The following is a 24,556-nucleotide window of genomic DNA, read 5'->3' as shown; positions in this document are numbered from 1 at the left end:
GCAAACACTGGAGTATTTGCCGCTTCGCCATGACGCAACCGCGCCCTCGATTGGTCGGGTTCTGACGCCCGGTCGTGGGATTTACCACGACGGGCGCACTCTAGCCCGAGGGTTTCACGATGGCAACCTACTGTGGCGTAGTTGAGATTGAAGACGGGTAACGCCTCGGCCTCTGATTCGGCGACGGCATGTTCGGGCTCGTCTCGGTGGCAGGGTACGGATAATATGAGGGCTGATTGACGATGGTGGTAGAGCCGTCGCCCCGCAAATCGATCTGTCTCCCGCGTCAGTAAAAGCTCTGCGCGATTGACGGTAGAAGTGACGGTAGGGCTCCAGTGCAATCACACGAATCCCTTTATCCAAGCGGGCTTGGGCGGCTTGTTGATGATCGAGTGGGAGTGAAGTGACCGACAGGGGCAGCGCAAGCTGCCCTTGTCGTTTTTGTCGGCCGCTGCGGCAACCTGTCTCGTTTCCGGGGTCGTCAGCCTGGCGTTGGAAATGAGAAGATGTCGCAACTTATAGCCCGGATGTCAGCCGGGTGCGGCCTTCCCGGATTGCCGCCGGGCCACGGATACGACCATGACCTTTTCCCGCAGACAAATTCTCGCCGGCCTCGGCGGCGTCAGCCTGCTCGCCCTCGGCGGCGCCGGTTACTGGTTGCGCCGCAGCCAGAGCGCCAGCCACGACTACGAGCTAATCGCCGCGCCGCTGGATATCGAGCTGGTGCCCGGGCACCAGACGCCGGCCTGGGCCTATGGCGGCCAGGCGCCGGGGCTGGAGTTGCGCGCACGCCAGGGCGACTGGCTGCGGGTGCGCTTCATCAACCAGTTGCCGGAGCCCACCACCATTCACTGGCACGGCATTCGTCTGCCGCTGGAGATGGACGGCGTGCCCTATCTCTCGCAGTTGCCGGTGCTACCGGGGGAGTATTTCGACTATGTGTTCCGCGTGCCGGATGCCGGCAGCTTCTGGTATCACCCGCATACCGCCAGCGGCGAGCAGCTGGGGCGCGGCTTGGTCGGCCCGCTGATCGTCGAGGAGCGTCAGCCCACCGGCTTTCGCCACGAGCGCACGCTGAGCCTGAAGAGCTGGCACGTGGACGGGCAGGGCGCCTTCACCGCCTTCAGCGTGCCGCGCGAGGCGGCGCGCGGCGGCACGCCCGGCGTGCTGAGCACGGTCAACGGCGTGCATGCGCCGACTGTGGAACTGCCGGCCGGCCAGGTGGTGCGCCTGCGTCTGCTCAACCTGGACAACACCCTGACCTATCGCCTCAACCTGCCGGGCGGCGAGGCGCGCATCTACGCGCTGGACGGCAATCCGGTGACGCCGCGGCCGCTGGGCAAGGAGTACTGGCTGGGGCCGGGCATGCGTATCGAGCTGGGCCTCAAGGTGCCGCCGGCCGGCCAGGCGTTGTCGCTGCGCAACGGCCCGCTGCGTCTGGCCACCCTGAGTTCGGTGGCGTCCAGCGAGCCGGCCGGTGACTGGCCGGCGGCGCTGCCGGCCAACCCGGTGGCCGAGCCGGACCTGACCAGTGCCGAGACCCTGCGCTTCAACTTCGAGTGGGCCGGCGCCGTCTCGGTCGGCCTGGAGCAGGGCGCCGCGCACAGTTTCTGGCAGATCAACGGCCAGGCTTGGGATATCGCCGACAAGAACTGCTACGAGCGGCCCATTGCCACCCTGCAGCGCGGCCGGAGCTATATCCTCGAGTTGCGCAACCTCAGCCAGTACCAGCACCCCATTCATCTGCACGGCATGACCTTCAAGGTGCTGGGCTCCAACCGCCGACGCATCGCGGAGCCCTGGTTCACCGATACCTATCTGCTGGGCAGGAACGAGACCGCCAGGGTGGCGCTGGTGGCCGATAATCCCGGGGTGTGGATGTTCCACTGCCACGTCATCGACCATATGGAAACCGGGCTGATGGCGGCGATCGAAGTGGTGTAGGGTGGGCGCCGTTTGGGCAGTCGCAAGCTTGATGGGTGGAAACCGCCGCGCGGTTTTCCGCCCTACGGATTGATTCAATGAAAAGACCGCAGATCATCGACCGCTCGCGCGACGAGCATTTCATGCGTGAGGCGCTGGCCCAGGCACGCCTGGGCGCGGAGCAGGGCGAGGTGCCGGTGGGCGCGGTACTGGTGCAGGCTGGCGAGATCGTCGGTCGCGGCTTCAACTGTCCGATCTCGCGCAGTGACCCCAGCGCCCATGCCGAGATGGTGGCGATCCGCGCAGCGGCCGAGTCCGCGCAGAACTACCGCCTGCCCGGCAGCACCCTGTACGTGACCCTGGAGCCCTGCAGCATGTGCGCCGGGCTGATCGTGCATGCGCGCATCGCCCGCGTGGTCTACGCCGCCAGCGAGCCGCGGGCCGGGGTGGCGATCAGCCAGGGCCAGTTCTTCGAGCAGGGCTTTCTCAATCACCGGGTGCTGGTGGAGGGTGGGTTGCTGGCGGAGGAGAGCGGGGCGTTGCTGAAGGCGTTTTTCAAGGTTCGGCGCGGCTGAATCAGAGCGGCGGGGTCTCTTCGCTGGGCTGGCGCTTGTCTATGCCCGGTAGGTGCACGCCGCGTTCGGCCACCTGGGTGCCTTCCAGCTGCGGCTGGGTCACCCAGGTGAGAATGTCGTAGTAGCGGCGGATGTTGCGCACGAAATGCACCGGCTCGCCGCCGCGGGCGTAGCCGTAACGGGTCTTGCTGTACCACTGCTTCTGCGCCAGGCGCGGCAGGATCTTCTGCACGTCGGCCCACTTGTTGGGGTTCAGTCCCTCGGCCTCGGTGAGCTTGCGCGCATCCTCCAGGTGGCCGCCGCCGACGTTGTAGGCGGCCAGGGCGAACCAGGTGCGATCCGGCTCCTCGATGCCTTCCGGCAACTGCTCGTAGACCTGGACGAAGTAGCGTGCGCCGCCATCGATGCTCTGCTTGGGATCGAGGCGATTGGACACGCCGACCGACTGCGCGGTGCGCTGGGTCAGCATCATCAGCCCGCGTACGCCGGTCTTGGAGGTGGCGTTGGGTTGCCACAGCGATTCCTGATAGCCCATGGCGGCCAGCAGGCGCCAGTCCACCTGGTTGGCGCGGGCGGCCTGGCGGAACATCTGTTCGTACCGCGGCAGGCGCTTTTGCAGGTGCTGGGCGAAGGTGTAGGCGCCGACGTAGCCGAGCACGTCGACATGGCCGTAGTAGCGCTCCTTCAGGCGTTGCAGGGTGCCGTTGGCCTCGGCCCGCTCGAGGAAGGCGTTGGCCTCCTGCAGCAGGCTGTCGTCCTCGCCGGGCGCCACCGCCCAGCGCATATGGTTGGCATCGCCGAGGTCGAAGGCGACGCGCACGTTGGGGAAGTACACCTGGTTCATCGCCAGTTCGTTGGAGTCGACCAGGGTCAGGTCGATCTGGCCCTCGTCGACCATGCGCAGCAGGTCGACCACTTCCACCGCGTCGGATTCCTCGAAGGCCAGCTCCGGCACTTCCAGCTTGAGGGCGGCCAGCTGTTCGGCGTGGCTGCTGCCGGCCAGCACCAGGATGCGCTTGCCGACCAGGTCGGCGGCCTTGGTCGGGCGTGGCTGGCCCTGGCGGTAGACGACCTGCGGGGTGACTTCCAGATAGGGAATGGAGAAGCGCGCCTGGCTCTGCCGCGCCGGTGTTTCCACCAGCCCGGCGGCGGCCAGCACCGGGCCGTTGGGACGGCCTAGGCTGGCGAACAGGCTGCCGAGGTTGTCGGCGGTTTCGACCTTCAGCTCCAGGCCCAGATCGGTGGCGAAGCGCTTGGCCAGCTCGTATTCGAAGCCGGTATCGCCGTTGCGGTCCTGGAAATAGGTGGCCGGGCTGTTGCGGGTGATCACGCGCAGCTCACCCTCCGCCTTTACCTGCTCGAGTACGCTGGGCTTGAGTTCTTCGCCACAGCCGCCGAGCATCAGGAGGATTCCAATCGCCAACAGCCCTGTGGCGCAACGCATGCGTATCGCAGGTCGTGCAAACATCGGCGCAGTATACGCAAAGCGCTGGCGGCGCCATATCTCGACAGCGGCGCGCTTCTCTGCTAGCGCGCATCCGTCTTGAAAGCGCCAGGCCACGGGTGCCGCGGGCGGCGCTTTAGGCTAGAATGCACGGCCTCTAGCACTCCCCCTTCCCAGAGGCTGTTCCGACGATGTTGATTCTGCGCGGCGCTCCCGCCCTTTCCGCTTTCCGCCATGGCAAATTGCTCGAGCAACTGACCAGCAAGGTGCCGGCCGTGACCGGGCTGTACGCCGAGTTCGCGCATTTCGCCGACGTCACCGGCGTGCTCAACGCCGATGAGGAACAGGTGCTCGCCCGTCTGCTCAAGTACGGCCCCAGCGTGCCGGTGCAGGAGCCCAACGGCAAGCTGTTCCTGACCATCCCGCGCTTCGGCACCATCTCGCCCTGGTCGAGCAAGGCCAGCGACATCGCCCGTAATTGCGGTCTGGCCAAGATCCAGCGCCTGGAGCGCGGCATCGCCTATTACGTGGCCGGCGAGCTGAGCGAGGCCGACAGCGCCGCCGTCGCCGCCTTGCTGCACGACCGCATGACCCAGTTGGTGTTGAACGCCCTGGAAGACGCCGCGGCGCTGTTCAGCCATGCCCAGCCCAAGCCGCTGACCGCGGTGGACATCCTCGGCGGCGGCCGCGCCGCGCTGGAGCAGGCCAACCAGGATCTGGGCCTGGCCCTGGCCGAGGACGAGATCGACTACCTGGTCAAGAGCTTCACCGAGCTGGGGCGCAACCCTCACGACATCGAGCTGATGATGTTCGCTCAGGCCAACTCCGAGCACTGCCGGCACAAGATCTTCAACGCCAGCTGGGACATCGACGGTCAGGCTCAGGACAAGTCGCTGTTTGGCATGATCAAGAACACCTACGAGATGAACCGCGCAGGCGTACTCAGCGCCTACAAGGACAACGCCTCGGTGATCGAAGGCTTCACCGCCGGGCGTTTCTTCCCCAACCCGGAGACTCGCGAGTACGGCGCCAGCGTCGAGCCGGTGCATATCCTGATGAAGGTGGAAACCCACAACCACCCGACCGCCATCGCACCGTTCCCGGGCGCCTCCACCGGCTCCGGCGGCGAGATCCGCGACGAGGGCGCCACCGGCCGCGGCGCCAAGCCCAAGGCCGGCCTGACCGGTTTCTCGGTCTCCAACCTGAACATCCCCGGTTTCGAGCAGCCCTGGGAGAAGCCCTACGGCAAGCCCGAGCGCATCGTCACCGCGCTGGACATCATGATCGAGGGCCCGCTGGGCGGCGCCGCGTTCAACAACGAGTTCGGTCGCCCGGCGCTCAACGGCTACTTCCGCACCTTCGAGCAGGCCGTGCAGAGCCCGCGCGGCGAGGAAGTGCGCGGCTACCACAAGCCGATCATGCTCGCCGGCGGCCTCGGCAATATCCGCGAAGACCATGTGCAGAAAGGTGAAATCAGCGTCGGCGCCAAGCTGATCGTGCTCGGCGGCCCGGCCATGCTGATCGGCCTGGGCGGCGGCGCCGCCTCGTCGATGGCCACCGGCGCCAGCTCGGCCGACCTGGACTTCGCCTCGGTGCAGCGCGAGAACCCGGAAATGGAACGCCGCTGCCAGGAGGTCATCGACCGCTGCTGGCAGCTGGGCGAGGCCAACCCGATCAAGTTCATCCACGACGTCGGCGCCGGCGGTATCTCCAATGCCCTGCCGGAGCTGATCAACGACGGTGGCCGCGGCGGTCGCTTCGAGCTGCGCAAGGTGCCCAACGACGAGCCGGGCATGAGCCCGCTGGAAATCTGGTGCAACGAATCCCAGGAACGCTACGTGATGTCGGTTGATGCGGCCGACTTCGAGCACTTCAAGGCCATCTGCGAACGCGAACGCTGCCCCTTCGCCGTGGTCGGCGAGGCCATTGCCGAACCGCAGCTGACCGTGACCGACAGCCACTTCGGCAACACGCCGGTGGACATGCCGCTGGAAGTGCTGCTCGGCAAGCCGCCGCGCATGCACCGCAGCGTCGCCCGCGAAGCCGAGCAGGGCGATGATTTCGACGCCGCCGGCGTGGCGATCGACGAAGCGCTGGAGCGCGTGCTGCGTCACCCGGCCGTGGCCAGCAAGAGCTTTTTGATCACCATCGGCGACCGCAGCATCACCGGCCTGGTGGCCCGCGACCAGATGGTCGGCCCTTGGCAGGTGCCGGTGGCCGACTGCGCCGTGACCGCCACCAGCTTCGACGTCTACACCGGCGAAGCCATGGCCATGGGCGAGCGCACCCCGCTGGCGCTGCTCGACGCCCCGGCGTCGGGCCGCATGGCGGTGGGCGAGACCATCACCAACCTGGCCGCGGCGCGTATCGGCAAGCTGTCCGACATCAAGCTGTCGGCCAACTGGATGGCTGCCGCCGGCCACCCCGGCGAAGACGCCCGTCTCTATGATACCGTCAAGGCGGTCGGTATGGAGCTGTGTCCGCAGCTCGGCATCACCATTCCGGTGGGCAAGGACTCCATGTCGATGAAGACCCGCTGGCAGGACGCGGGCGTCGACAAGAGCGTCACCGCGCCGCTGTCGCTGGTGATCTCCGGCTTCGCCCCGGTGCAGGACATCCGCCAGACCCTGACCCCGCAACTGCGCATGGACAAGGGCGAGACCGACCTGATCCTGATCGACCTCGGCCGCGGGCAGAACCGCATGGGCGGCTCGATCCTGGCGCAGGTCTATGCGCAGATCGGCCAGCAGGCGCCGGACCTTGACGACGCCGAGGACCTCAAGGCCTTCTTCGCCGTGATCCAGGGCCTGAACGCCGACGGCCATCTGCTGGCCTACCATGACCGCTCCGACGGCGGTCTGCTGACCACCGTCTTGGAAATGGCCTTCGCCGGTCACTGCGGCCTGGCGCTGAACCTTGACGCGCTGGCCGACGCCAGCGCCGAGCTGCCGGCCGTGCTGTTCAACGAGGAGCTGGGTGCGGTGATCCAGGTGCGCCAGGACGCCACTCCGGAAGTGCTGGCGCAGTTCAGCGCCGCCGGTCTGGGCGACTGCGTGGCGGTGATCGGCCAGGCGGTGAACAACGGCGAAATCGGCATCAGCTTCAACGGCGAGCCGGTGTTCACCGGCGAGCGTCGCCTGCTGCAGCGTCAGTGGGCCGAGACCAGCTACCGCATCCAGCGCCTGCGCGACAACGCCCAGGGCGCCGATCAGGAGTTCGACCTGCTGCTGGAAGAGGACAACCCCGGTCTGTCGGTCAAGCTCGGCTTCGACGTCAACCAGGACGTGGCCGCGCCCTATATCAAGAAGGGCGTACGGCCGCAGGTGGCGATCCTCCGTGAGCAGGGCGTCAACGGTCAGGTGGAGATGGCCGCGGCGTTCGACCGCGCCGGCTTCGCCGCCGTCGACGTGCATATGAGCGACATCCTCGCCGGGCGCGTCAGCCTGGAAGAGTTCAAGGGGCTGGTGGCCTGCGGTGGCTTCTCCTACGGCGACGTGCTCGGCGCCGGCGAGGGCTGGGCCAAGTCGGTGCTGTTCAACGCCCGCGCGCGCGATGCCTTCCAGGGCTTCTTCGAGCGGCGCGACAGCTTCGCCCTCGGCGTGTGCAACGGCTGCCAGATGATGAGCAACCTGCACGAACTGATCCCGGGCACCGAGTTCTGGCCGCACTTCGTGCGCAACCGCTCCGAGCAGTTCGAGGCGCGCGTGGCCATGGTGCAGATCCAGGAATCGGCGTCGATCTTCCTGCAGGGCATGGCCGGCTCGCGTCTGCCGATCGCCATCGCCCACGGCGAAGGCCATGCCGAGTTCGAGAGCGAGGAGGCGCTGCTGGAAGCCGATCTGTCCGGCACCGTGGCCCTGCGCTATGTCGACAACCACGGCAAGGTCACCGAGAGCTACCCGGCCAACCCCAACGGTTCGCCGCGTGGCATCACCGGCCTGACCAGTCGCGACGGCCGTGTGACCATCATGATGCCGCACCCGGAGCGGGTGTTCCGCGCTGTGCAGAACTCCTGGCGCCCGGACGAGTGGCAGGAAGACGGCGGCTGGATGCGCATGTTCCGCAACGCCCGCGTCTGGGTGAACTAAAAGCGGCCGCGCAGCGGCCTTCCGCTGACCCTCTCCCGCATGCGGGAGAGGGTTTGCAAATCCCCTCGCCGGATGCAATCCGGGGAAGCACGTGCAATCCCTCCCGGATTTCATCCGGGCTACACCGGCAGGCCCCCCATGGCCGACGATGCTCCACCCATCCTTCCCGAAGTCCGCCTGGTTCGTCCGGGGGATTGCCTGCGCCTCTGCCGTTGCGGAGCTTCCTCGGCCTTGCCCGACTGCAACCGCGCCTGCGCCGAGGCGTTGCGGCTGACCGCCGAGCGCGAACAGCGTCTGCTGCTCTGCCGCTGCGGCCGTTCGGCCGATCTACCCTATTGCGATGGCAGCCACAGTCCGCCGGCGTCCGGTCTGGGCGACAAGTGGCGGCGCTTTATCGGCAAGGCCTGAGGTCGCGGAACGCCTGCCCGGGCGGCGAGTCGAAACTAACGAACGAGCTGGCGGATGCGGAATTTCCGAGGTGGTTCTCAGTATTGCGCTGAGGCAAAATGCCATCATTTCAGCATCATGGCTTGTCTGTTGTTCGGTTGCCCCATCTGCGGAGAACTTGATGTACAAACTGTGTTTCTAGGTTTGTTTTGAAAAAAACTTATAAATCAATAACATAGTGTTAAATTGCGGGATCGATTCTACCCAAAATTTCTACGCAAATGCATCGCTATGTCGTCCCGATCCTGCAGGGTTCGAGGAGGTGCTAGGTCAGCCCTGCACTGAGTGAGGCTAAATACTGGAGCGCTTGCTATGGTGGTGCTCAGATAGTCCGGTCATTCCCAGGAGAAAACACGGATGTGGATACGAACCCTCGCAGCGTTCTCAGTTCTAGGTTCCATGCTGGCAGCTTGTAAGGCAGGGCCACCATCGGGCGCAGACTATTCCACCGATGCAAACTACATCGGTAAAAGCTATGTGGTTACCAAAGATCAAGCTTTCATGGGTATTCGAGATAGCTTGGCAGATGGGCAGACGGTTACCGTTGTTAATACTTACCGAACCCCTGGTGGGCTATTGTTGGTGAAAGTCGTAGATCACTCAGGGAAGGTGCTCTTCGACACGCCCTATGCCTTCAGCGATCTCGGTTTAGTCGATGAGATTGGCGACCCTGTTCAAAAGAACATTGATGCAGATAAAGTCCGTGCAGGGGTGCTCGGGAAGCAGCATCACGGCTACGGCAATATGCTGTTTGAAGAGGATTACAGCTACACCTCTACTGTGGAAAACACTCGATTAGATGGTTTGGTTTCGCACGGCGAGTACCGAAGAGAAGGGCTTGGGGCTATGTGTTCGGGGGGGAGGGTTTTCCTGACGGTTAGTCAGTCGGACATTATCGCTGCTCCTAACAGCGAGGTTTCGTACCGTATCTATGTAGACCGGAATCAGGCATATGATGTGCCTGCGACAATGACAACTTATTCAGCTCTGATTTCCACCCCGCCCGATGAACTTATCCAAGACCTCCTGCAGGGCCGTGAGGGAACGCTGCGAATCACTACGCTGACAGCTTTGAGGGTCTTGAACTTCAATCTTGATGGCTTTGCAGAGATGTACACGAGGGTTCGCAATAACTGCGCGAGCTGATTGAGCGCATCGCCTGGTCGGGTCAAATGTTTACTGTAAGGACACTGATCTAGATGAAGAACATCTTCGCATTGCCCGCAAGCTTTACTGTTCCTCTGGTCATCATCCTAATTGGCCTTGTATGGGCGATGGTTGCGATTATTCTAAAAAATCTAAACTCAAGGGATGTTGTATTCTCATACTCGGCCTTGTGTGCTGCATTTGCTATGTTCTACTTGAATATCAGTTTAGGTATGAAAGATGAGGTCAAAGATTACGTCATACAGACTCAAGCTTATCTGACGAAAGAGCTTGTTATGGGGTTGGATACTGCTGGCGAAGGATCGTTATTTGTTGTTGAGCAGCGGAGAGAGCTATCGCATGCTTTGAGAGCTGAATTGCAGTGCATGGATATTGCAATTCAGCTTGGAACAAGATTTACTGAAAATCTAGAAGAGTTGAATAATGCTACTCGCTTTTTTTACTTTAATGGCATTATCGGAACCATGCTCGCAAGTTTTCCAGATTGGCGAATGATAGAAGTTTCGCACAGAGGGTTGAGGCAGTCTGACTTTAACTACAGCAAGGAAGGGGCGGGGGACAATACTTTCATAGAGACAGAGCGGCTCGATGAAATTTTAGGCAATCCAGCGCGAAACTATACCCTCAGAAATTTCCCCACTATAGTCGATGGGCTGACGCTTCCGCCTGACACTCGTATCAAGGTGAGCGAGAAAGGAATGGAAATTGAAAATTCATTCACGCTCTTAGAGTTGAGCATTTCTTTGGCTGGTAGCATTAAAGCGGGGCACCCGACTGGCAATCTTAATGTGGAATGGCTCCCAAACATCAACATTAGGCGAGTTATGAAGAAGCAGCGGTCAGGAAATCATGAGTATGATCAATATGCCGCTTGGGCGGATAAACTATACGAGCACTTGAAGAAAGGGTTTGAATAGCAGCCCCTGTCTCCCCCGCCGGGGCTGGGTAGCATATGAAGACTTGTTTGGTGTGTACCTAGGAGAAATATCAGGGGCTCCCGGCGCTTTCTCCGGGGTGTTAAGCGGGAATGCCAGGGGCCTACCCTGAGCGGCAGGATTCTGGAAATATCTAACGCCCTCTGGAAGCCTCTCAGGGGCGTTTACAGCGTATTTGAGTTGATGTGATGCACGGGGTGGCGCGATGCGCGGGAAACCCTGTCACGGGGCTCATTGGTGGCTCTACGCACGCATTGCACGCTGAACAGTGGACAACGATACGCCCAGCTTCTCAGCGGTCTTGCGGAACGACGAACCAGCGGCAATCTCAGTACGAATAGCATCGTCATCAACCGTTTTCACACGGCCTTTGTAGACGCCCTTTGCTTTGGCCTTGGCAATTCCTTCTGCTTGGCGTTCCTTGATCATCGAGCGTTCGAACTCCGCGAAGCTACCCATCATCGAGAGCATGAGTTTCTGCATGGGGCTGTGTTCGTCAGTGAAGTGCAGTTGCTCTTTATGGAAGCGTACAGCAACACCTTTGGCTGTGAGGGATTCAACCATGCTCAGGAGGTCAGCTAGAGAGCGTGCCAAGCGGTCAATGCTGTGAACGTTGATTGTGTCCCCCTCCCGCACATAGTCGAGCATGGCCAGGAGCTGGGGGCGATCAGTGGTGGCGCCGCTCACCTTATCAGTGAACACCTTGTCCAGGGCAATGCCATCAAGCTGACGATCAGTGTTCTGATCAACCGAGCTAACGCGAACGTAACCAACCTGTGCCATATCGAGTCTCTCTGTATTCATATGCCTCTAGATGATGAGAGTGTGTCTGTGTTCATGATATAAATCAACTCAAATGAATACGGTACTGGCGGGGCTGGTGTGTTCAGCGATGAGTGGTCTTGTGGGTGTACCCAAAAGATTGCGATTGGGAGGGGTTCAGCTTTTCCTTGTTGAGGATCGTCCAGCGTCTAACCTGTGGCTTCTTGAAGAACCACTGCAGATCATGTGGTTTCTGGCTTTTGATCTTGGTTGCAATGGTTTCTAGCTTCTCGGGCTTGACCTTCTCTCCCATTGTGTTCACTGGCGCTGAGAACGATTTGTCAGCGATCTCTTGGAGGTCTTTGACTTTCTCGGTCGTCATGATCATTAAGTAGGCTTGAAATCTCTTGTCCCTGTTGAGCAGTTGGATGCGAACCAGGAACGGTTGCTCGGGGTGCTTACGTCGTAATGCTTGTTTGAAGGCAATCATGTCATCCAAGAGGTGGGTGCTTTTGGAGTGATCGTCGTAGAACACGCTATGCCTGTACGACCATATGTAGTTGGTCAAAGCATGGATGTATTTACGTATGGTCTTGTCTTCGCTGGGTTCAGCCATTAGGGGTGTTACTCCTAGTCATTGATTACTATCTGGGAATACAAACACTTTTCCTATACTGCTTCATGATTTAACTCACCGCTGTGGGTGGGTGTTCGGCCCCTATTGCCCGTGGTTCATGGCGCTTGCTCTTTCTCGGGGTGAGTGTATCTCGCCGGTGGTTTGCATTAGTAGTGCGGTGGGTTTGATAACAATGGAGCGGGGAAGGCCCTTGCTGAGCCATCGCTTGCAAGGTGGTGTTCTGCTTGGGCGTGCATTCGTTGGTTGGAGATTTGGTCGGCTCTGAGGTGCGAGGCTTTGCATTGTATTGGCTTGTTTTTGCAGGGTTCTAGAACTGGAACAGTAACGCTCGAATCGCCTCCTGTTTTTGCTCGAAGGTAGGGCCGGTGCTGTATACGTCAAAAGTGACGTTGCCGACGTCATGACCGAGGATGAAGGGGATTGTCAGCGCCGAGACGCCGGCCTGGTGGAGCATGGTTGCCGTACATTTTCGCAGGCTGTGGAATACATGCTGATTCCCGAAGCCTTCGGCTCGTTTGAGCTTGGTAAACCGCTGTGAGAGGGCGTTGAGCCGTATGCCGTGCTTAGTCTTGTCGTTACCGGGGAACAGCGCCAGCGTATCCCCTTGGGGATTCTGGAGCCGTCGCTCATAGATCGGCAGCAGGGCAGGGTGCAAAGGAATCTCCCGGATGCCCGACTCGGTTTTACTCTCGTCTACGCGGAAACCTGTGGGCTGGCCTGCATCGTCAAAGATGGTCGTCTCCCGGCGAATCCGGCCTAGCTCCTCGATTCGGCATCCTGTGTAGCAGGCAAAGGCGATCAGGTCGGCCAGGTCTGTGTCATCTTTGGCGAGAGCTGCGGCGTGCAATTGTTCGGCTTCCTGGCGACTGTACGCGGCCCAAGATTTGCCAGCATTCGCCCCAACCTTGGGGTGCTCGTGACCTTCGAAGGGGTTGCGTTTTTCGGCCAGCAGGTCGCGGTAATACGTGTCATACCGGACTGCCCACTTGTGGAATTTACGCAGGGCTGCGAGGTGGCCTTGGCGGGTCTGGCGAACCTTTGAAACGGTGTTCAGGTAGTCGGCCACTGTGTCGAATGTGAGTTCTCGCCCGTTCGTGGTCAGCCAGCTGGAAAACCGTTTGATGTGGCTCAAGTAGATGTCGCGGGTGCGCTGGTTGTCGTTCTGTTCGGCTAGGTGGGTGGCGAACTGAGTTTGAGCGCTGGCGCTGATCGGTGATTTTGGTCTGTAAGTTTCTGGAGCTGCTGCGATGGTGAGAGCTTCGGCTAGCTCTGCCTGGGGCAGCAAGTTGCTTGCCTTGGCGCCATGGGCTAACACCTTCTGGCTAAGCTCGGTAAGGCGCTGGAGTCTCAGGGCGGGGTGCGCTGATAGATCGAGGAGCACGGCCCCCACTTCGTTAAGAAGGTCTGGCACGGCAAGCTTCTGCTCCAGCACAGATACGCCGTTCAAGAGGTTTGTCAGGTCGGCTAGGGCGTGCTCGATACGCTGCTGCACAGCCTCTGGCGTCGGTGTGGTGCCTAGGTGATCCTTTGGTAAGAGGGTGCCTTTCACAGCGGACAAGATGGCCGTCTCTGAGTGGGTTTGAAGTGCTTTGGCTTTCTCAGCCAGCTCATCCCGCCACCTATCCCCGGCGCGTGCTCTCGCTTCCCGTAGGGATCGAAAATGTGCTTTCCATTGTCCTACCTGAACCGCTGCCAGCTCCTTGGCCAATACCTTGTCGCCGGTCTTCAAACTGGTGCTGAGGACGCGGCGGTTTCCGAATGCTGGGCGTAGGTCAGTGGGTATATCGATTCGGCAATGCCAAGTTGTGGCGCGCTGCACAAGATGTTGGCGGCGTGATGGCATAATGACCTCATGGACGGCGATTTCTACCCATGGATTCTACCCAAAAATTCTACCCAAAATGAAGCGAAGCCCCCTGTAAGCCGCATCAATGCTGGGTTTCAAGGTGAGATATGTACAAACTGTGTTTTTACGTGCCGGAAAGCCATCTGGAGCCGGTGAAGAAGGCGGTGTTCGCCGCCGGCGGCGGCCGCATAGGCCGCTACGACAGCTGCTGCTGGCAGGCGCTCGGCCAGGGCCAGTTCCGTGCGCTGGAGGGCAGCCAGCCGTTTCTCGGCCAGATCGGCGGCGTCGAGCAGGTGGCGGAGTGGAAGGTCGAGCTGGTGGTGGCCGACGAGCTGATCCACGACGCGGTCAAGGCGCTCAAGCAGGCCCATCCCTACGAGACGCCGGCGTTCGATGTCTGGCGCCTGTCGGATCTGCAGTTCTAGGTGGTGTGGTGCGGAGATATCGTTCATGCGGTGCGCACGGCCTGGGCGGCCCCGCGACACCCTAGGGGCGGATCTCGATCAGCGTGCCGTCCTTGACCAGCTCCCACACCTCGCGCATGTCGTCGTTCTTCATGGCGATGCAGCCTTCGGTCCAGTCCAGGGTATGGAAGAACCACTCGGGGTATTCCTCGTCCAGCGGCGTGCCGTGGATCATGATCATGCCGCCCGGCGGCACGCCGGCCTGGCTCGCGTTGGCCAGGTCGCGGGCGTTGGGGTAGGAGATGTGCAGCGATAGCTGGTACTTGTCGCTGGCCTTGCGCCAGTCGATCCAGTAGAAGCCTTCCGGCGTGCGCAGGTCGCCTTCGCGCTGCTTGGCGCCGTTGGGCTGCTTGCCGAGGGAGATGCGGTAGGACTTGATGGTCTCGCCGCGTCGCTGCAGGTGCAGCTGGCGTTCGGACTTGAGCACCAGCACCTTGTCCACCTGGCGCGTGGCGTCGATGGGGGTGGCGTTGGCCTGCACGTTCAGGCTGAGGGTCAGGCACAACAGGGGCAACAGCCAGCGCATCGGAATACTTCTCGGCAAGGGGTCAACGGGGTCGGTAATGAGCGCGCAGGGCTTCCAGCGGCTCGTTGCGCACCGGAAACAGGTTCTGCCGGCGGTCGGCGAAGAAACATTCTAAGGTACGGCCTATGGTCGGGAAAGCCAGCTCCGACCAGGGGATTTCCGCTTCGGCGAACAGGCGCACTTCGAGGCTTTCCTCACCCACGGCGAAATCCAGGTCGACCAGCTCGGCGCGAAACAGCATGTACACCTGGCTGATATGTGGCAGGTCGAACAGAGTGTAGAGATTGAGGTCGCGCACCCGCGCGCAAGCCTCCTCCAGGGTTTCCCGTGCCGCCGCCTGCTCGATGGTTTCGCCGTTTTCCATGAAGCCGGCCGGCAGGGTCCAGTAGCCGCGGCGCGGTTCGATGGCGCGGCGGCACAGCAGCACCTGCTCGCCCCACACCGGCAGGCAGCCGGCAACGATGCGCGGGTTCTCGTAGTGCACCGTATGGCAGTGGTTGCACACGTGGCGCAGGCGGTTGTCGCCGGCGGGGATCGCCCGGGTCAGCGGCTGGCCACATTGGCTGCAATATTTCATGGCTTGTCCTCGGCCTGTTGGGACTATCTTGGCGCGCCGGCGGCATGGCCGGCAAGCCTGCCAACTCGGCCGCCTTGCCCTGTCTTCGGGCTTGGGCGCGGCGGCGCTTTCATGCCATGATGCCGGGCATAACAATCCCCGAGTGTGCCCATGCTGGACGAGTTGCTCCATCGCGTGCGCGGTCATCGGCCGCGCCCCCTGGAGACCGAGCGCAGCTTCCCCGAGGCGGCGGTGCTGGTCCCCATCACCCGCAGTGACGAACCCGAACTGGTGCTGACCCTGCGCGCCAGCGGTTTGTCGACCCACAGTGGCGAGGTGGCCTTCCCCGGCGGTCGGCGCGACCCGGAGGATCGCGACCTGGTGCATACCGCCCTGCGCGAAGCCGAGGAGGAAATCGGCCTGCCGCCGGGGCTGGTCGAGGTGATAGGACCGCTCAGCAGCCTGGTGTCGCGCCACGGCATCCAGGTCACGCCCTATGTCGGCCTGGTGCCAGACTACGTGGAGTACAAGGCCAACGATGCCGAGATCGCCTCGGTGTTCTCGGTGCCGCTGGCGTTCTTCCGCGATGACCCGCGCGAATTGACCCACCGTATCGACTACCTCGGGCACAGCTGGTACGTGCCGTCCTACACCTATGGCGAGTACCGCATCTGGGGCCTGACCGCGATCATGGTGGTGGAGCTGGTCAATCTGCTGTACGACGACGCGCAGATCGCCCTGCACCAGCCGCCCGAACACTTCATTCATCTGCGTTGAACCCGTCGAGGAAAACCGAGCCATGAAATACCGCCTGGGAAGCTCCCGTGTCGAAGCCCACCCCGACAGCTGGGTCGCGCCGAGCGCCGACCTGATCGGCAAGGTGCGCCTGGAGGCCGGCGCCAGCGTCTGGTTCGGCGCCGTGCTGCGCGGCGACAACGAACTGATCCATATCGGCGAGCACAGCAACGTGCAGGACGGTAGCGTGCTGCACACCGACATGGGCTTTCCGCTGACCCTGGGCAAGGGCGTCACCGTGGGGCACAAGGTGATGATGCATGGCTGCACGGTGGACGATTACAGCCTGATCGGCATCAACGCCGTGATCCTCAACGGCGCCAGGATCGGCAAGTACTGCATCATCGGCGCCAACAGCCTGATTCCCGAAGGCAAGGTGATTCCCGACGGCAGCCTGGTCATGGGCAGCCCCGGCAAGGTGGTGCGCGAACTGACCGAGCAGCAGAAGAAGATGCTCGAGGCCAGCGCCGCCCATTACGTACACAACGCCCAGCGCTATGCCCGCGAACTGGTGCCTGACGATGAGTGATGTGGAAAAGCCGGTGCGCTCGCCCTGCGTGCAGGTCTGCGCGCTGGACGAGCAGGACGTCTGCATCGGTTGCCAGCGCACGGCTGACGAAATCACCCGCTGGGGCCGCATGGACAACGCCGAGCGGCGTGCGGTGTTGCAACTCTGTCTGCAGCGTGCCCGCGCCTCCGGTCATCTGCTGATGCCTTCCTGATTCTCTGTTCGAGGAGAGCCCTTCATGCCCCGTATTGGAACCCCCCTGTCGCCTTCCGCGACCCGCGTGCTGCTGTGCGGCTGCGGCGAGCTCGGCAAGGAAGTGGTGATCGAGTTGCAGCGCCTGGGCTGCGAGGTGATAGGCGTGGACCGTTACGCCAACGCCCCGGCCATGCAGGTGGCGCACCGCAGCCACGTGATCGACATGCTCGACGGCGCCGCCCTGCGTGCGGTGATCGAGGCCGAGCAGCCGCATTTCATCGTGCCCGAGATCGAGGCCATCGCCACCGCCACCCTGGTCGAGCTGGAGGCCGAGGGCTTCAACGTGGTGCCCACCGCACGCGCCGCACAGCTGACCATGAACCGCGAGGGCATCCGTCGCCTGGCCGCCGAGGAGCTGGGCTTGCCCACTTCGCCCTACCATTTCGCCGACACCTTCGAGCACTACGCCGCGGCGGTGAAATCCGTCGGTTACCCCTGCGTGGTCAAGCCGATCATGAGTTCTTCCGGCAAGGGCCAGAGCGTGCTGAAGAGCGACGCCGACCTGCAGCGCGCCTGGGACTATGCCCAGGAGGGCGGGCGCGCCGGCAAGGGCAGGGTCATCGTGGAAGGGTTTATCGACTTCGACTACGAGATCACCCTGCTTACCGTGCGCCACGCCGGCGGCACCAGCTTCTGCGCGCCGATTGGCCACCGTCAGGAGAATGGTGACTATCAGGAGTCCTGGCAGCCGCAAGCGATGAGCGCGCAGGCGCAGGCCGAGTCCGAACGCGTGGCGCTGGCGGTGACCGAGGCGCTCGGTGGTCGCGGGCTGTTCGGCGTCGAACTGTTCGTCAAGGGCGACCAGGTGTGGTTCAGCGAGGTTTCTCCACGGCCGCACGACACCGGCCTGGTCACCCTGATATCCCAGGAACTGTCCGAGTTCGCCCTGCACGCGCGGGCCATTCTCGGCCTGCCGATTCCGGCGATCCGCCAGATGGGCCCGTCGGCGTCGGCGGTGATTCTGGTCGAAGGCGACTCGCAGCAGGCCAGTTTCGCCAATCTGGGCGCGGCGCTGAGCGAGGCGGACACCGCGCTGCGTCTGTTCGGCAAGCCCGAGGTCAAGGGCCAGCGGCGTATGGGCGTGGCCCTGGCGCGCGACGAGTCGATCGAGGCGGCGCGGGCCAAGGCGCTGCGCAGCGCCCGCGCGGTACGCGTGCAGCTGTGAGCCGGCACGCGCTGTGGTGGCTGGCGACGCTGCCGCTGCTGCCATTGGCGCTGCCGCTGGCATTGCATACCCGGCGCACGGCGTTACGTCTGCCGCCAGCGTCGGGAGCGACGCACGGCCTGTGCGGCGCGCAGTGGTCCGGCGAGCCGCTGCGCCTGCTGCTGATCGGCGAGTCCACCGTGGCCGGCGTGGGTGTGGCGAGCCTGGAGCAGGCCCTGGCCGCCTGTCTGGCGGCGGCGCTGGCCGAGCGTCTGCAGCGCCCGGTGCGCTGGCGGGCCTGCGGCGAGAACGGCATCACCGCGGCCCAGGCTCACGAGCGCCTGCTGCCGCAGGCACTGGCCGAGCCGGCCGAGTTGGCCTTGCTGGTATTCGGCGTCAACGACACCACCCATCTCACGCCGAGTGCGCGCTGGATGCAGGCGCTTGCCGGTATGGCCGACGGCTTGCGCGGGCGCGGGGTGCGGGTGGCGTTCAGCGCGGTGCCGCCGTTGCAGCACTTCAGCGCCTTGCCCTGGCTGCTGCGCCAGCTGATGGGCTGGCGCGCGCGCCTGCTCGACGCCGAGCTGCGCAGGCTCAGTGGGTGTCTGGGGGCAGAGTATTGCGCGCTGGAGTTGCCGTTCGAACCGCGTTACCTGGCCGAGGACGGCTATCACCCCTCGGCGCTGGGTTACCGGCTGTGGGCCGAGGGCCTGGCCGAGCGTCTCACTCCGCTGCTGCGGCGTCCGCTTTGAGCTTTTCCGTCTGCCAGACCCGCACGCTTTTCACCCGGTTTTCCGTCGCCTGCAGGATCTCCAGGCGGTAGGGACCGATCTTCAGGCACACGGCGCTGTCGGGAATGCTCTCCAGCGCCTCGGTGATTAGGCCGTTGAGGGTCTTGGGGCCCTCGCTGGGCAGGTGCCAGCCGAGGGTCTTGTTCAGTTCGCGAATGTAGGCGGCGCCGTCGATCACGTAGGTGCCGTCGTCCTGCGGGTGGATGTCGGGGCTGCGCAGGCTGTCCTGGTTGCTGAAGTCGCCAACTATCTCCTCGAGGATGTCTTCCAGGGTGACGATGCCGATCACCTCGCCGTACTCGTCGACCACTATGCCGATGCGCCGCTTGTGCTTCTGGAAGTTGATCAGCTGGGTCGACAGCGGGGTGTTCTCCGGCACGAAGTAGGGTTCGTGGCAGGCCGCCAGCAGGGCTTCCTTGGTCAGCTGGTTGTGGCTGAGCAGGCGGGCGATCTGGCGCATGTGCACCACGCCCTCGATCTGGTTGATGTCGCCGCGGAACACCGGCAGGCGGGTGTGCGGGGTGGTGCGGAGCTGGCCGACGATGCTTTCCAGATCGTCGTCCAGGTCGATGCCGGCCACCTCGTTGCGCGGGATCATGATGTCGTCCACCGTCACCCGTTCCAGGTCGAGGATGCCCAGCAGCATGTTCTGCCGGTTCTTCGGCAGCTCTGCGCCGGATTCGCGCACCACGCTGCGCAGTTCCTCGGTGGACAGGCTGTCGCTGGCGCGTTGCGCCGGGTCGATGCCGAACAGGCGCAGCAGGCCGTTGCTGATCGCGCTGGTCAGCCAGACCACCGGGTAGAGCAGGCGCTGCAGCAGGTTGAGCAGGCGGCTGGCGGGGAAGGCCACCAGTTCCGGGCGCAGCGCGGCCAGGGTCTTGGGGGTGATCTCGCCGAAGATCAGCACGACGATGGTCAGGCCGGCGGTGGCGATGGCGATGCCGGCCTCGCCCCACAGGTCCACCGCCAGCACCGTGGCGATGGAGGCGGCGAGGATGTTGACCACGTTGTTGCCGACCAGGATGGTGCCGAGCAGGCGGTCCGGGCGGTCGAGCAGGCGGGTCACCCGCTTGGCGCCCTTGTGCCCTTCCTTGGCCAGGTGCTTGAGCCGGTAGCGGTTGAGGCTGAGCATGCCGGTCTCGGAGCTGGAGAAGAACGCCGAGCAGAGGATGAGAAAGATCAGCAGGCCGAGCAGGTAGCTCGCATGAAGGTCGTCCAAGGAAGGCGCCTCAGATGTGCAGGATGAATTCGCGCACCAGCTTGCTGCCGAAGTAGGCCAGCATCAGCAGGCAGAACCCGGCCAGGGTCCAGCGAATGGCCTTGTGCCCGCGCCAGCCCAGGCGGTGGCGACCCCACAGCAGCACGGCGAACACCACCCAGGCGAAGCTGGAAAGGATGGTCTTGTGCGCCAGGTGCTGGGCTAGCAGGTCGTCGAGAAACAGCGCGCCGGACAACAGCGACAACGACAGCAGCAGCCAGCCGGCCCAGAGGAAACCGAACAGCAGGCTCTCCATGGTCTGCAGTGGCGGGAAGTTCTTGATCAGCCCGGACGGGTGCTTGTGCTTGAGCTGATAGTCCTGCAGCAGCAGCAGGATCGACTGGAACACGGCGATGGTGAGCATGCCGTAGGCCAGGATCGACAGCAGGATATGGGCCAGGATGCCGGGGTGTTCGTCGATCGGGCGGATGGTGCCCGAGGGCAGGAACTCGGCGGCCAGCACGGTCAGCCCGCCCAGGGGGAACAGCAGCAGCAGCAGGTTCTCCACCGGGATGCGCAGGCAGGCCAGCAGGGTCAGGGCGATCACCGCGTAGGCGATCAGGCTGGCGGCGTTGAAGAAGTCCAGGGTCAGGCCGTGGACGTCGTGCAGCTGGAGGAACAGGCTGCCGCCGTGGAAGCACAGGGCGAGCACGCCGAGCAACGCCAGCAGGCGCTTGTCGGGGGTGCTGCGCTGAGTCAGGCGCAGGCCCTGGTAGGTGGCGGCGCCGGCGTACAGGCAGGCGGCGGCGAGGCTGGGCAGCAGAGGGTGCATAAATCCGTGTAAGGCGAGCCCGAAAGGCGCTGAGTGTGGCACAGATGATCGCCCGCACGAAAGACCGCTGGCGGTGTCGGTGGCGCGGCGACTTGGCTATAATCCGCCGCCTGTCGTACACCCGACTCCGGTCGAGCCGCACTTCCAAAGGAACGCGCATGTTCGAAAATCTTACCGATCGCCTGTCCCAGACCCTGCGTAACGTCACGGGCAAGGCCAAGCTCAGCGAAGACAACATCAAGGACACCCTGCGCGAAGTGCGCATGGCCCTGCTCGAGGCCGACGTGGCCCTGCCGGTGGTCAAGGACTTCGTCGCCAAGGTCAAGGACCGCGCGGTCGGCACCGAGGTGTCGAAGAGCCTGACCCCGGGCCAGGCCTTCGTGAAGATCGTCCGCGCCGAGCTGGAAGAGCTGATGGGCGCGGCCAACGAGGATCTGGCGCTGAATGCCGCGCCGCCGGCCGTGGTACTGATGGCCGGCCTGCAGGGGGCGGGCAAGACCACCACTGCCGGCAAGCTGGCCAAGTTCCTCAAGGAGCGCAAGAAGAAGTCGGTGTTGCTGGTCTCGGCCGACGTCTACCGTCCGGCGGCGATCAAGCAGCTGGAAACCCTGGCTGGCGACCTGGGCGTGACCTTCTTCCCCTCCGATGCCAGCCAGAAGCCGGTGGACATCGCCAATGCGGCGATCCGCGAAGCCAAGCTGAAGTTCATCGACGTGGTCATTCTCGATACCGCCGGTCGTCTGGCCATCGACGCCGAGATGATGGCCGAGATCCAGGCCCTGCACGCCGCGGTCAAGCCGGTGGAAACCCTGTTCGTGGTCGATGCCATGACCGGCCAGGACGCCGCCAATACCGCCAAGGCCTTCAGCGACGCGCTGCCACTGACCGGCGTGGTGCTGACCAAGGTCGACGGCGACGCCCGCGGCGGTGCCGCGCTGTCGGTGCGGCATATCACCGGCAAGCCGATCAAGTTCATCGGCATGGGCGAGAAGAGCGACGCGCTCGAGCCCTTCCACCCGGACCGTATCGCCTCGCGCATCCTCGGCATGGGCGACGTGCTCAGCCTGATCGAACAGGCCGAGCAGACCCTCGATCGCGAGAAGGCCGAGAAGCTCACCAAGAAGCTGAAGAAGGGCAAGGGCTTCGACCTGGAAGACTTCCGCGACCAGCTGCAGCAGATGAAGAACATGGGCGGCCTCGGCGGCCTGATGGACAAGCTGCCGTCCATCGGCGGGGTCAACCTGGCGCAGATGGGCAATGCCCAGGGCGCGGCGGAGAAGCAGTTCAAGCAGATGGAGGCGATCATCAACTCGATGACCCCGGCCGAGCGTCGTGACCCGGACATCATCAGCGGCTCGCGCAAGCGCCGTATCGCCCTGGGTTCCGGCACCCAGGTGCAGGACATCGGCCGGCTGATCAAGCAGCACAAGCAGATGCAGAAGATGATGAAGAAATTCACCGCCAAGGGCGGCATGGCCAAGATGATGCGCGGCATGGGCGGCATGTTGCCCGGCGGCGGCATGCCGAAATTCTAGGGCCTGCGCCCCGGCCGATGGCCGGGCGGAAAAAGAGATTTGCAAACCGCCGCATAATCCTTAAAATATGCGGCCTTTCGGGCCTAGGCCCATTTTAAGTGTGTGCCTTAAGTTAGCACCGACTACAGGAACGATGTTCACATGGTAACCATCCGTCTTGCTCGTGGCGGCTCCAAAAAGCGCCCCTTCTACCACCTGACCGTGACCAACAGCCGCAATGCGCGCGATGGTCGTTTCGTTGAGCGCATCGGCTTCTTCAACCCGATCGCTGCCGGTGGCGAAGTGCGTCTGTCCGTCGACCAGGAGCGCGCGACCTACTGGCTGGGCCAGGGCGCTCAGCCGTCTGAGCGTGTTGCTCAGCTGCTCAAGGAAGCTGCCAAGGCTGCCGCCTAAGCACTTTTATGAGTACGACGCCGGCCGTCGCCGAGGATCTGGTGGTTCTCGGCAAGATTGTTTCGGTGCACGGCGTCAGGGGCGAAGTGAAGGTCTATTCCTTTACCGATCCCATCGATAACGTGCTCGATTACCCGCGCTGGACGCTCAGGCGTGATGGCGTGGTAAAGCAAGTGGAACTGGCCAGCGGCCGCCTGCAAGGCAAGGTGCTGGTTGCCAAGTTGAAAGGTCTGGATGATCGCGAGATTGCGCGTACCTACGCCGGTTTCGAGATCTGCGTGCCGCGTGGCGAGCTGCCTGACCTGGATGATGGCGAGTTCTACTGGTACCAGTTGCAAGGTCTGAAGGTCGTCGATCAGGCGGGGCAGTTGCTCGGCGTGGTCGATCATCTGTTCGAGACCGGTGCCAACGATGTGATGGTGGTCAAGCCCTGCGCGGGCAGCCTGGATGAGCGCGAGCGCCTGTTGCCCTATACCGGGCAGTGCGTGCTGGCGGTGGACCTGGCAGTCGGCGAGATGCGGGTCGACTGGGATGCGGACTTCTAAGGCCTATGCGCGTCGAAGTCATCACCCTGTTCCCGGAAATGTTTGCCGCCATCGGCGAGTACGGCATCACCAGTCGTGCGGTCAGGCAGGAGCTGCTCAAGCTGCACTGCTGGAATCCGCGGGACTACACCACGGATCGCCACCATACGGTGGACGACCGCCCCTTCGGCGGTGGCCCGGGGATGGTGATGAAGATCAAGCCTCTCGAGGACGCCCTGGCCAGTGCCAGGCAGGCCGCGGGGGAGGCGGCGAAGGTGATCTACCTGTCGCCGCAGGGGCGTCGTCTGAATCAGGCGGCGGTCCGCGAGCTGGCGCAGGAGCAGGCACTGATCCTGATCGCCGGTCGTTACGAAGGTATCGACGAGCGTTTCATCGAAACGCATGTCGACGAGGAATGGTCGATTGGCGACTACGTCCTGTCCGGCGGCGAGCTGCCGGCCATGGTGCTGATCGACGCGGTGACGCGCCTTTTGCCTGGTGCATTGGGTCATGCCGATTCGGCCGAGGAGGACTCCTTTACGGATGGCCTGCTCGACTGCCCGCACTACACCCGTCCGGAGGTGTATGCGGATAAACGTGTTCCCGAGGTGTTGCTTAGTGGCAACCACGAACACATCCGGCGCTGGCGTTTGCAGCAGTCCCTTGGGCGGACCTGGGAACGTCGCACCGATCTTCTGGATAGCCGCTCGCTTTCTGGAGAAGAGAAAAAGCTGCTGGAGGAATACATCCGCCAGCGGGACGATAGTTAACGTATCGATGGCAGGCCGGGAGGCTTGTCTTAGGAGCGCAGCATGACCAACAAGATTATCCAGATGCTCGAAGCCGAGCAGATGAACAAAGAGATCCCGACCTTCGCCCCGGGCGACACCGTGATCGTTCAAGTCAAGGTGAAGGAAGGCGACCGTCAGCGTCTGCAGGCCTTCGAAGGCGTCGTCATCGCCAAGCGTAACCGCGGCCTGAACAGCGCCTTCACCGTGCGCAAGATCTCCAGCGGCGTCGGCGTCGAGCGTACCTTCCAGACCTACTCGCCGCTGGTCGACAGCCTGAGCGTCAAGCGTCGCGGCGACGTGCGCAAGGCCAAGCTGTACTACCTGCGCGACCTGTCCGGCAAAGCCGCGCGCATCAAGGAAAAGCTGTCCTAAGTTCGGACGCCTTTCTGAAAGAAGCAGCCTACGGGCTGCTTTTTTCGT

General features: G+C 63.1%; 25 protein-coding genes and 1 pseudogene. 17 read left to right on the top strand and 9 right to left on the bottom strand.

Annotation, left to right across the window (positions count from 1 at the left end; translation table 11 throughout):
- Positions 1–579: 579 nt before the first annotated feature.
- A complete protein-coding gene (locus tag ACW9UL_RS17490; protein ID WP_457787788.1) occupies positions 580–1,944 on the top strand; it encodes a multicopper oxidase family protein in 1,365 nt (454 codons plus the stop codon).
- A gap of 77 nt (positions 1,945–2,021) precedes the next feature.
- Complete coding sequence (gene tadA / locus ACW9UL_RS17485; RefSeq protein WP_021444545.1) at positions 2,022–2,498, top strand: tRNA adenosine(34) deaminase TadA; 477 nt, start codon at positions 2,022–2,024, stop codon at positions 2,496–2,498.
- Between the two features lies 1 nt (position 2,499).
- Here the strand turns inward: tadA and mltF are convergent, their stop codons facing one another.
- Positions 2,500–3,966 (bottom strand): membrane-bound lytic murein transglycosylase MltF, encoded by a 1,467-nt coding sequence (gene mltF, locus ACW9UL_RS17480; RefSeq protein WP_031303260.1) that lies wholly within the window; start codon positions 3,964–3,966, stop codon positions 2,500–2,502.
- A gap of 167 nt (positions 3,967–4,133) precedes the next feature.
- Here mltF and purL point away from each other — a divergent pair, with 167 nt between their 5' ends.
- From purL to ACW9UL_RS17460, 4 genes are all read left to right on the top strand, one after another.
- Positions 4,134–8,030 (top strand): phosphoribosylformylglycinamidine synthase, encoded by a 3,897-nt coding sequence (purL, locus tag ACW9UL_RS17475; protein ID WP_457787787.1) that lies wholly within the window; start codon positions 4,134–4,136, stop codon positions 8,028–8,030.
- A gap of 138 nt (positions 8,031–8,168) precedes the next feature.
- On the top strand, positions 8,169–8,438 hold the full coding sequence (locus tag ACW9UL_RS17470) for a CDGSH iron-sulfur domain-containing protein (RefSeq protein ID WP_457787786.1): 270 nt from the start codon (positions 8,169–8,171) through the stop codon (positions 8,436–8,438).
- Positions 8,439–8,834: 396 nt separating this feature from the next.
- The gene (locus ACW9UL_RS17465; protein ID WP_457787785.1) at positions 8,835–9,623 is read left to right on the top strand and encodes a hypothetical protein; all 789 of its coding nucleotides are present in this window, start codon (positions 8,835–8,837) and stop codon (positions 9,621–9,623) included.
- Between the two features lie 53 nt (positions 9,624–9,676).
- Positions 9,677–10,561, top strand: a complete 885-nt coding sequence (locus tag ACW9UL_RS17460) for a hypothetical protein (protein ID WP_457787784.1) — start codon at positions 9,677–9,679, stop codon at positions 10,559–10,561.
- A gap of 261 nt (positions 10,562–10,822) precedes the next feature.
- On the opposite strand, the gene ACW9UL_RS17455 is transcribed toward ACW9UL_RS17460, so the two are convergent.
- The 4 genes and pseudogenes from ACW9UL_RS17455 to ACW9UL_RS17440 all read right to left on the bottom strand — a co-directional run.
- A complete protein-coding gene (locus tag ACW9UL_RS17455) occupies positions 10,823–11,362 on the bottom strand; it encodes a recombinase family protein (protein ID WP_457787783.1) in 540 nt (179 codons plus the stop codon).
- Positions 11,363–11,465: 103 nt separating this feature from the next.
- Complete coding sequence (locus ACW9UL_RS17450; RefSeq protein ID WP_457787782.1) at positions 11,466–11,957, bottom strand: hypothetical protein; 492 nt, start codon at positions 11,955–11,957, stop codon at positions 11,466–11,468.
- A gap of 328 nt (positions 11,958–12,285) precedes the next feature.
- Positions 12,286–13,470 carry a tyrosine-type recombinase/integrase gene (locus ACW9UL_RS17445; RefSeq protein WP_457790989.1) on the bottom strand — a complete coding sequence of 395 codons (1,185 nt, stop codon included), beginning with the start codon at positions 13,468–13,470 and terminating at the stop codon, positions 12,286–12,288.
- 165 nt (positions 13,471–13,635) lie between these two features.
- Positions 13,636–13,821 (bottom strand): annotated as a pseudogene (locus tag ACW9UL_RS17440) (DUF6538 domain-containing protein); the annotation flags it as partial.
- A gap of 110 nt (positions 13,822–13,931) precedes the next feature.
- Between ACW9UL_RS17440 and ACW9UL_RS17435 the strand changes: the two are divergent.
- Positions 13,932–14,249, top strand: coding sequence for a YqfO family protein (locus tag ACW9UL_RS17435; RefSeq protein WP_021444541.1), 318 nt, complete (start codon positions 13,932–13,934; stop codon positions 14,247–14,249).
- Positions 14,250–14,310: 61 nt separating this feature from the next.
- Here ACW9UL_RS17435 and ACW9UL_RS17430 read toward each other — a convergent pair whose 3' ends face one another.
- On the bottom strand, positions 14,311–14,814 hold the full coding sequence (locus ACW9UL_RS17430) for a L,D-transpeptidase family protein (protein ID WP_021444540.1): 504 nt from the start codon (positions 14,812–14,814) through the stop codon (positions 14,311–14,313).
- Positions 14,815–14,836: 22 nt separating this feature from the next.
- On the bottom strand, positions 14,837–15,391 hold the full coding sequence (locus tag ACW9UL_RS17425; protein WP_021444539.1) for an NUDIX hydrolase: 555 nt from the start codon (positions 15,389–15,391) through the stop codon (positions 14,837–14,839).
- A 150-nt stretch (positions 15,392–15,541) separates the two neighbouring features.
- Between ACW9UL_RS17425 and ACW9UL_RS17420 the strand changes: the two genes are divergently transcribed.
- From ACW9UL_RS17420 to ACW9UL_RS17400, 5 genes are read left to right on the top strand one after another with little or no spacing between them, the layout of a single operon-like run.
- Complete coding sequence (locus ACW9UL_RS17420) at positions 15,542–16,147, top strand: CoA pyrophosphatase (protein ID WP_021444538.1); 606 nt, start codon at positions 15,542–15,544, stop codon at positions 16,145–16,147.
- Positions 16,148–16,169: 22 nt separating this feature from the next.
- Positions 16,170–16,694 carry a gamma carbonic anhydrase family protein gene (locus tag ACW9UL_RS17415; RefSeq protein ID WP_457787781.1) on the top strand — a complete coding sequence of 175 codons (525 nt, stop codon included), beginning with the start codon at positions 16,170–16,172 and terminating at the stop codon, positions 16,692–16,694.
- Positions 16,687–16,887 carry a DUF1289 domain-containing protein gene (locus ACW9UL_RS17410; protein ID WP_122108809.1) on the top strand — a complete coding sequence of 67 codons (201 nt, stop codon included), beginning with the start codon at positions 16,687–16,689 and terminating at the stop codon, positions 16,885–16,887. The genes ACW9UL_RS17415 and ACW9UL_RS17410 overlap by 8 nt, the downstream gene beginning before the upstream one ends.
- Before the next feature lie 24 nt (positions 16,888–16,911).
- Positions 16,912–18,093, top strand: a complete 1,182-nt coding sequence (gene purT / locus ACW9UL_RS17405; protein WP_457787780.1) for a formate-dependent phosphoribosylglycinamide formyltransferase — start codon at positions 16,912–16,914, stop codon at positions 18,091–18,093.
- Positions 18,090–18,824 (top strand): SGNH/GDSL hydrolase family protein, encoded by a 735-nt coding sequence (locus ACW9UL_RS17400; RefSeq protein WP_122108807.1) that lies wholly within the window; start codon positions 18,090–18,092, stop codon positions 18,822–18,824. Before purT ends, ACW9UL_RS17400 begins: the two co-directional genes overlap by 4 nt.
- On the opposite strand, the gene ACW9UL_RS17395 is transcribed toward ACW9UL_RS17400, so the two are convergent.
- Both ACW9UL_RS17395 and ACW9UL_RS17390 read right to left on the bottom strand, forming a co-directional pair.
- The gene (locus ACW9UL_RS17395; protein WP_021446151.1) at positions 18,796–20,082 is read right to left on the bottom strand and encodes an HlyC/CorC family transporter; all 1,287 of its coding nucleotides are present in this window, start codon (positions 20,080–20,082) and stop codon (positions 18,796–18,798) included. The two genes, ACW9UL_RS17400 and ACW9UL_RS17395, sit on opposite strands and share 29 nt — an antisense overlap.
- A gap of 10 nt (positions 20,083–20,092) precedes the next feature.
- Positions 20,093–20,893 carry a cytochrome C assembly family protein gene (locus ACW9UL_RS17390; protein WP_021446150.1) on the bottom strand — a complete coding sequence of 267 codons (801 nt, stop codon included), beginning with the start codon at positions 20,891–20,893 and terminating at the stop codon, positions 20,093–20,095.
- Positions 20,894–21,051: 158 nt separating this feature from the next.
- Here ACW9UL_RS17390 and ffh point away from each other — a divergent pair, with 158 nt between their 5' ends.
- The 5 genes from ffh to rplS all read left to right on the top strand — a co-directional run bounded on the left by ffh (position 21,052) and on the right by rplS (position 24,508).
- Complete coding sequence (gene ffh, locus ACW9UL_RS17385) at positions 21,052–22,428, top strand: signal recognition particle protein (protein ID WP_021446149.1); 1,377 nt, start codon at positions 21,052–21,054, stop codon at positions 22,426–22,428.
- Between the two features lie 141 nt (positions 22,429–22,569).
- Positions 22,570–22,821 carry a 30S ribosomal protein S16 gene (rpsP, locus tag ACW9UL_RS17380; protein ID WP_003246162.1) on the top strand — a complete coding sequence of 84 codons (252 nt, stop codon included), beginning with the start codon at positions 22,570–22,572 and terminating at the stop codon, positions 22,819–22,821.
- 8 nt (positions 22,822–22,829) lie between these two features.
- A complete protein-coding gene (gene rimM / locus ACW9UL_RS17375; protein ID WP_457787779.1) occupies positions 22,830–23,366 on the top strand; it encodes a ribosome maturation factor RimM in 537 nt (178 codons plus the stop codon).
- Positions 23,367–23,371: 5 nt separating this feature from the next.
- Positions 23,372–24,115 (top strand): tRNA (guanosine(37)-N1)-methyltransferase TrmD, encoded by a 744-nt coding sequence (gene trmD / locus ACW9UL_RS17370; RefSeq protein WP_021446147.1) that lies wholly within the window; start codon positions 23,372–23,374, stop codon positions 24,113–24,115.
- Between the two features lie 42 nt (positions 24,116–24,157).
- Positions 24,158–24,508, top strand: coding sequence for a 50S ribosomal protein L19 (gene rplS / locus ACW9UL_RS17365; protein ID WP_106736850.1), 351 nt, complete (start codon positions 24,158–24,160; stop codon positions 24,506–24,508).
- Positions 24,509–24,556: the final 48 nt, after the last annotated feature.

This window comes from Pseudomonas sp. PL-6 (assembly GCF_054110165.1).
The sequence above is the reverse complement of the archived record's forward strand: the minus strand, read 5'-3'. Positions and strand labels throughout refer to the sequence as shown.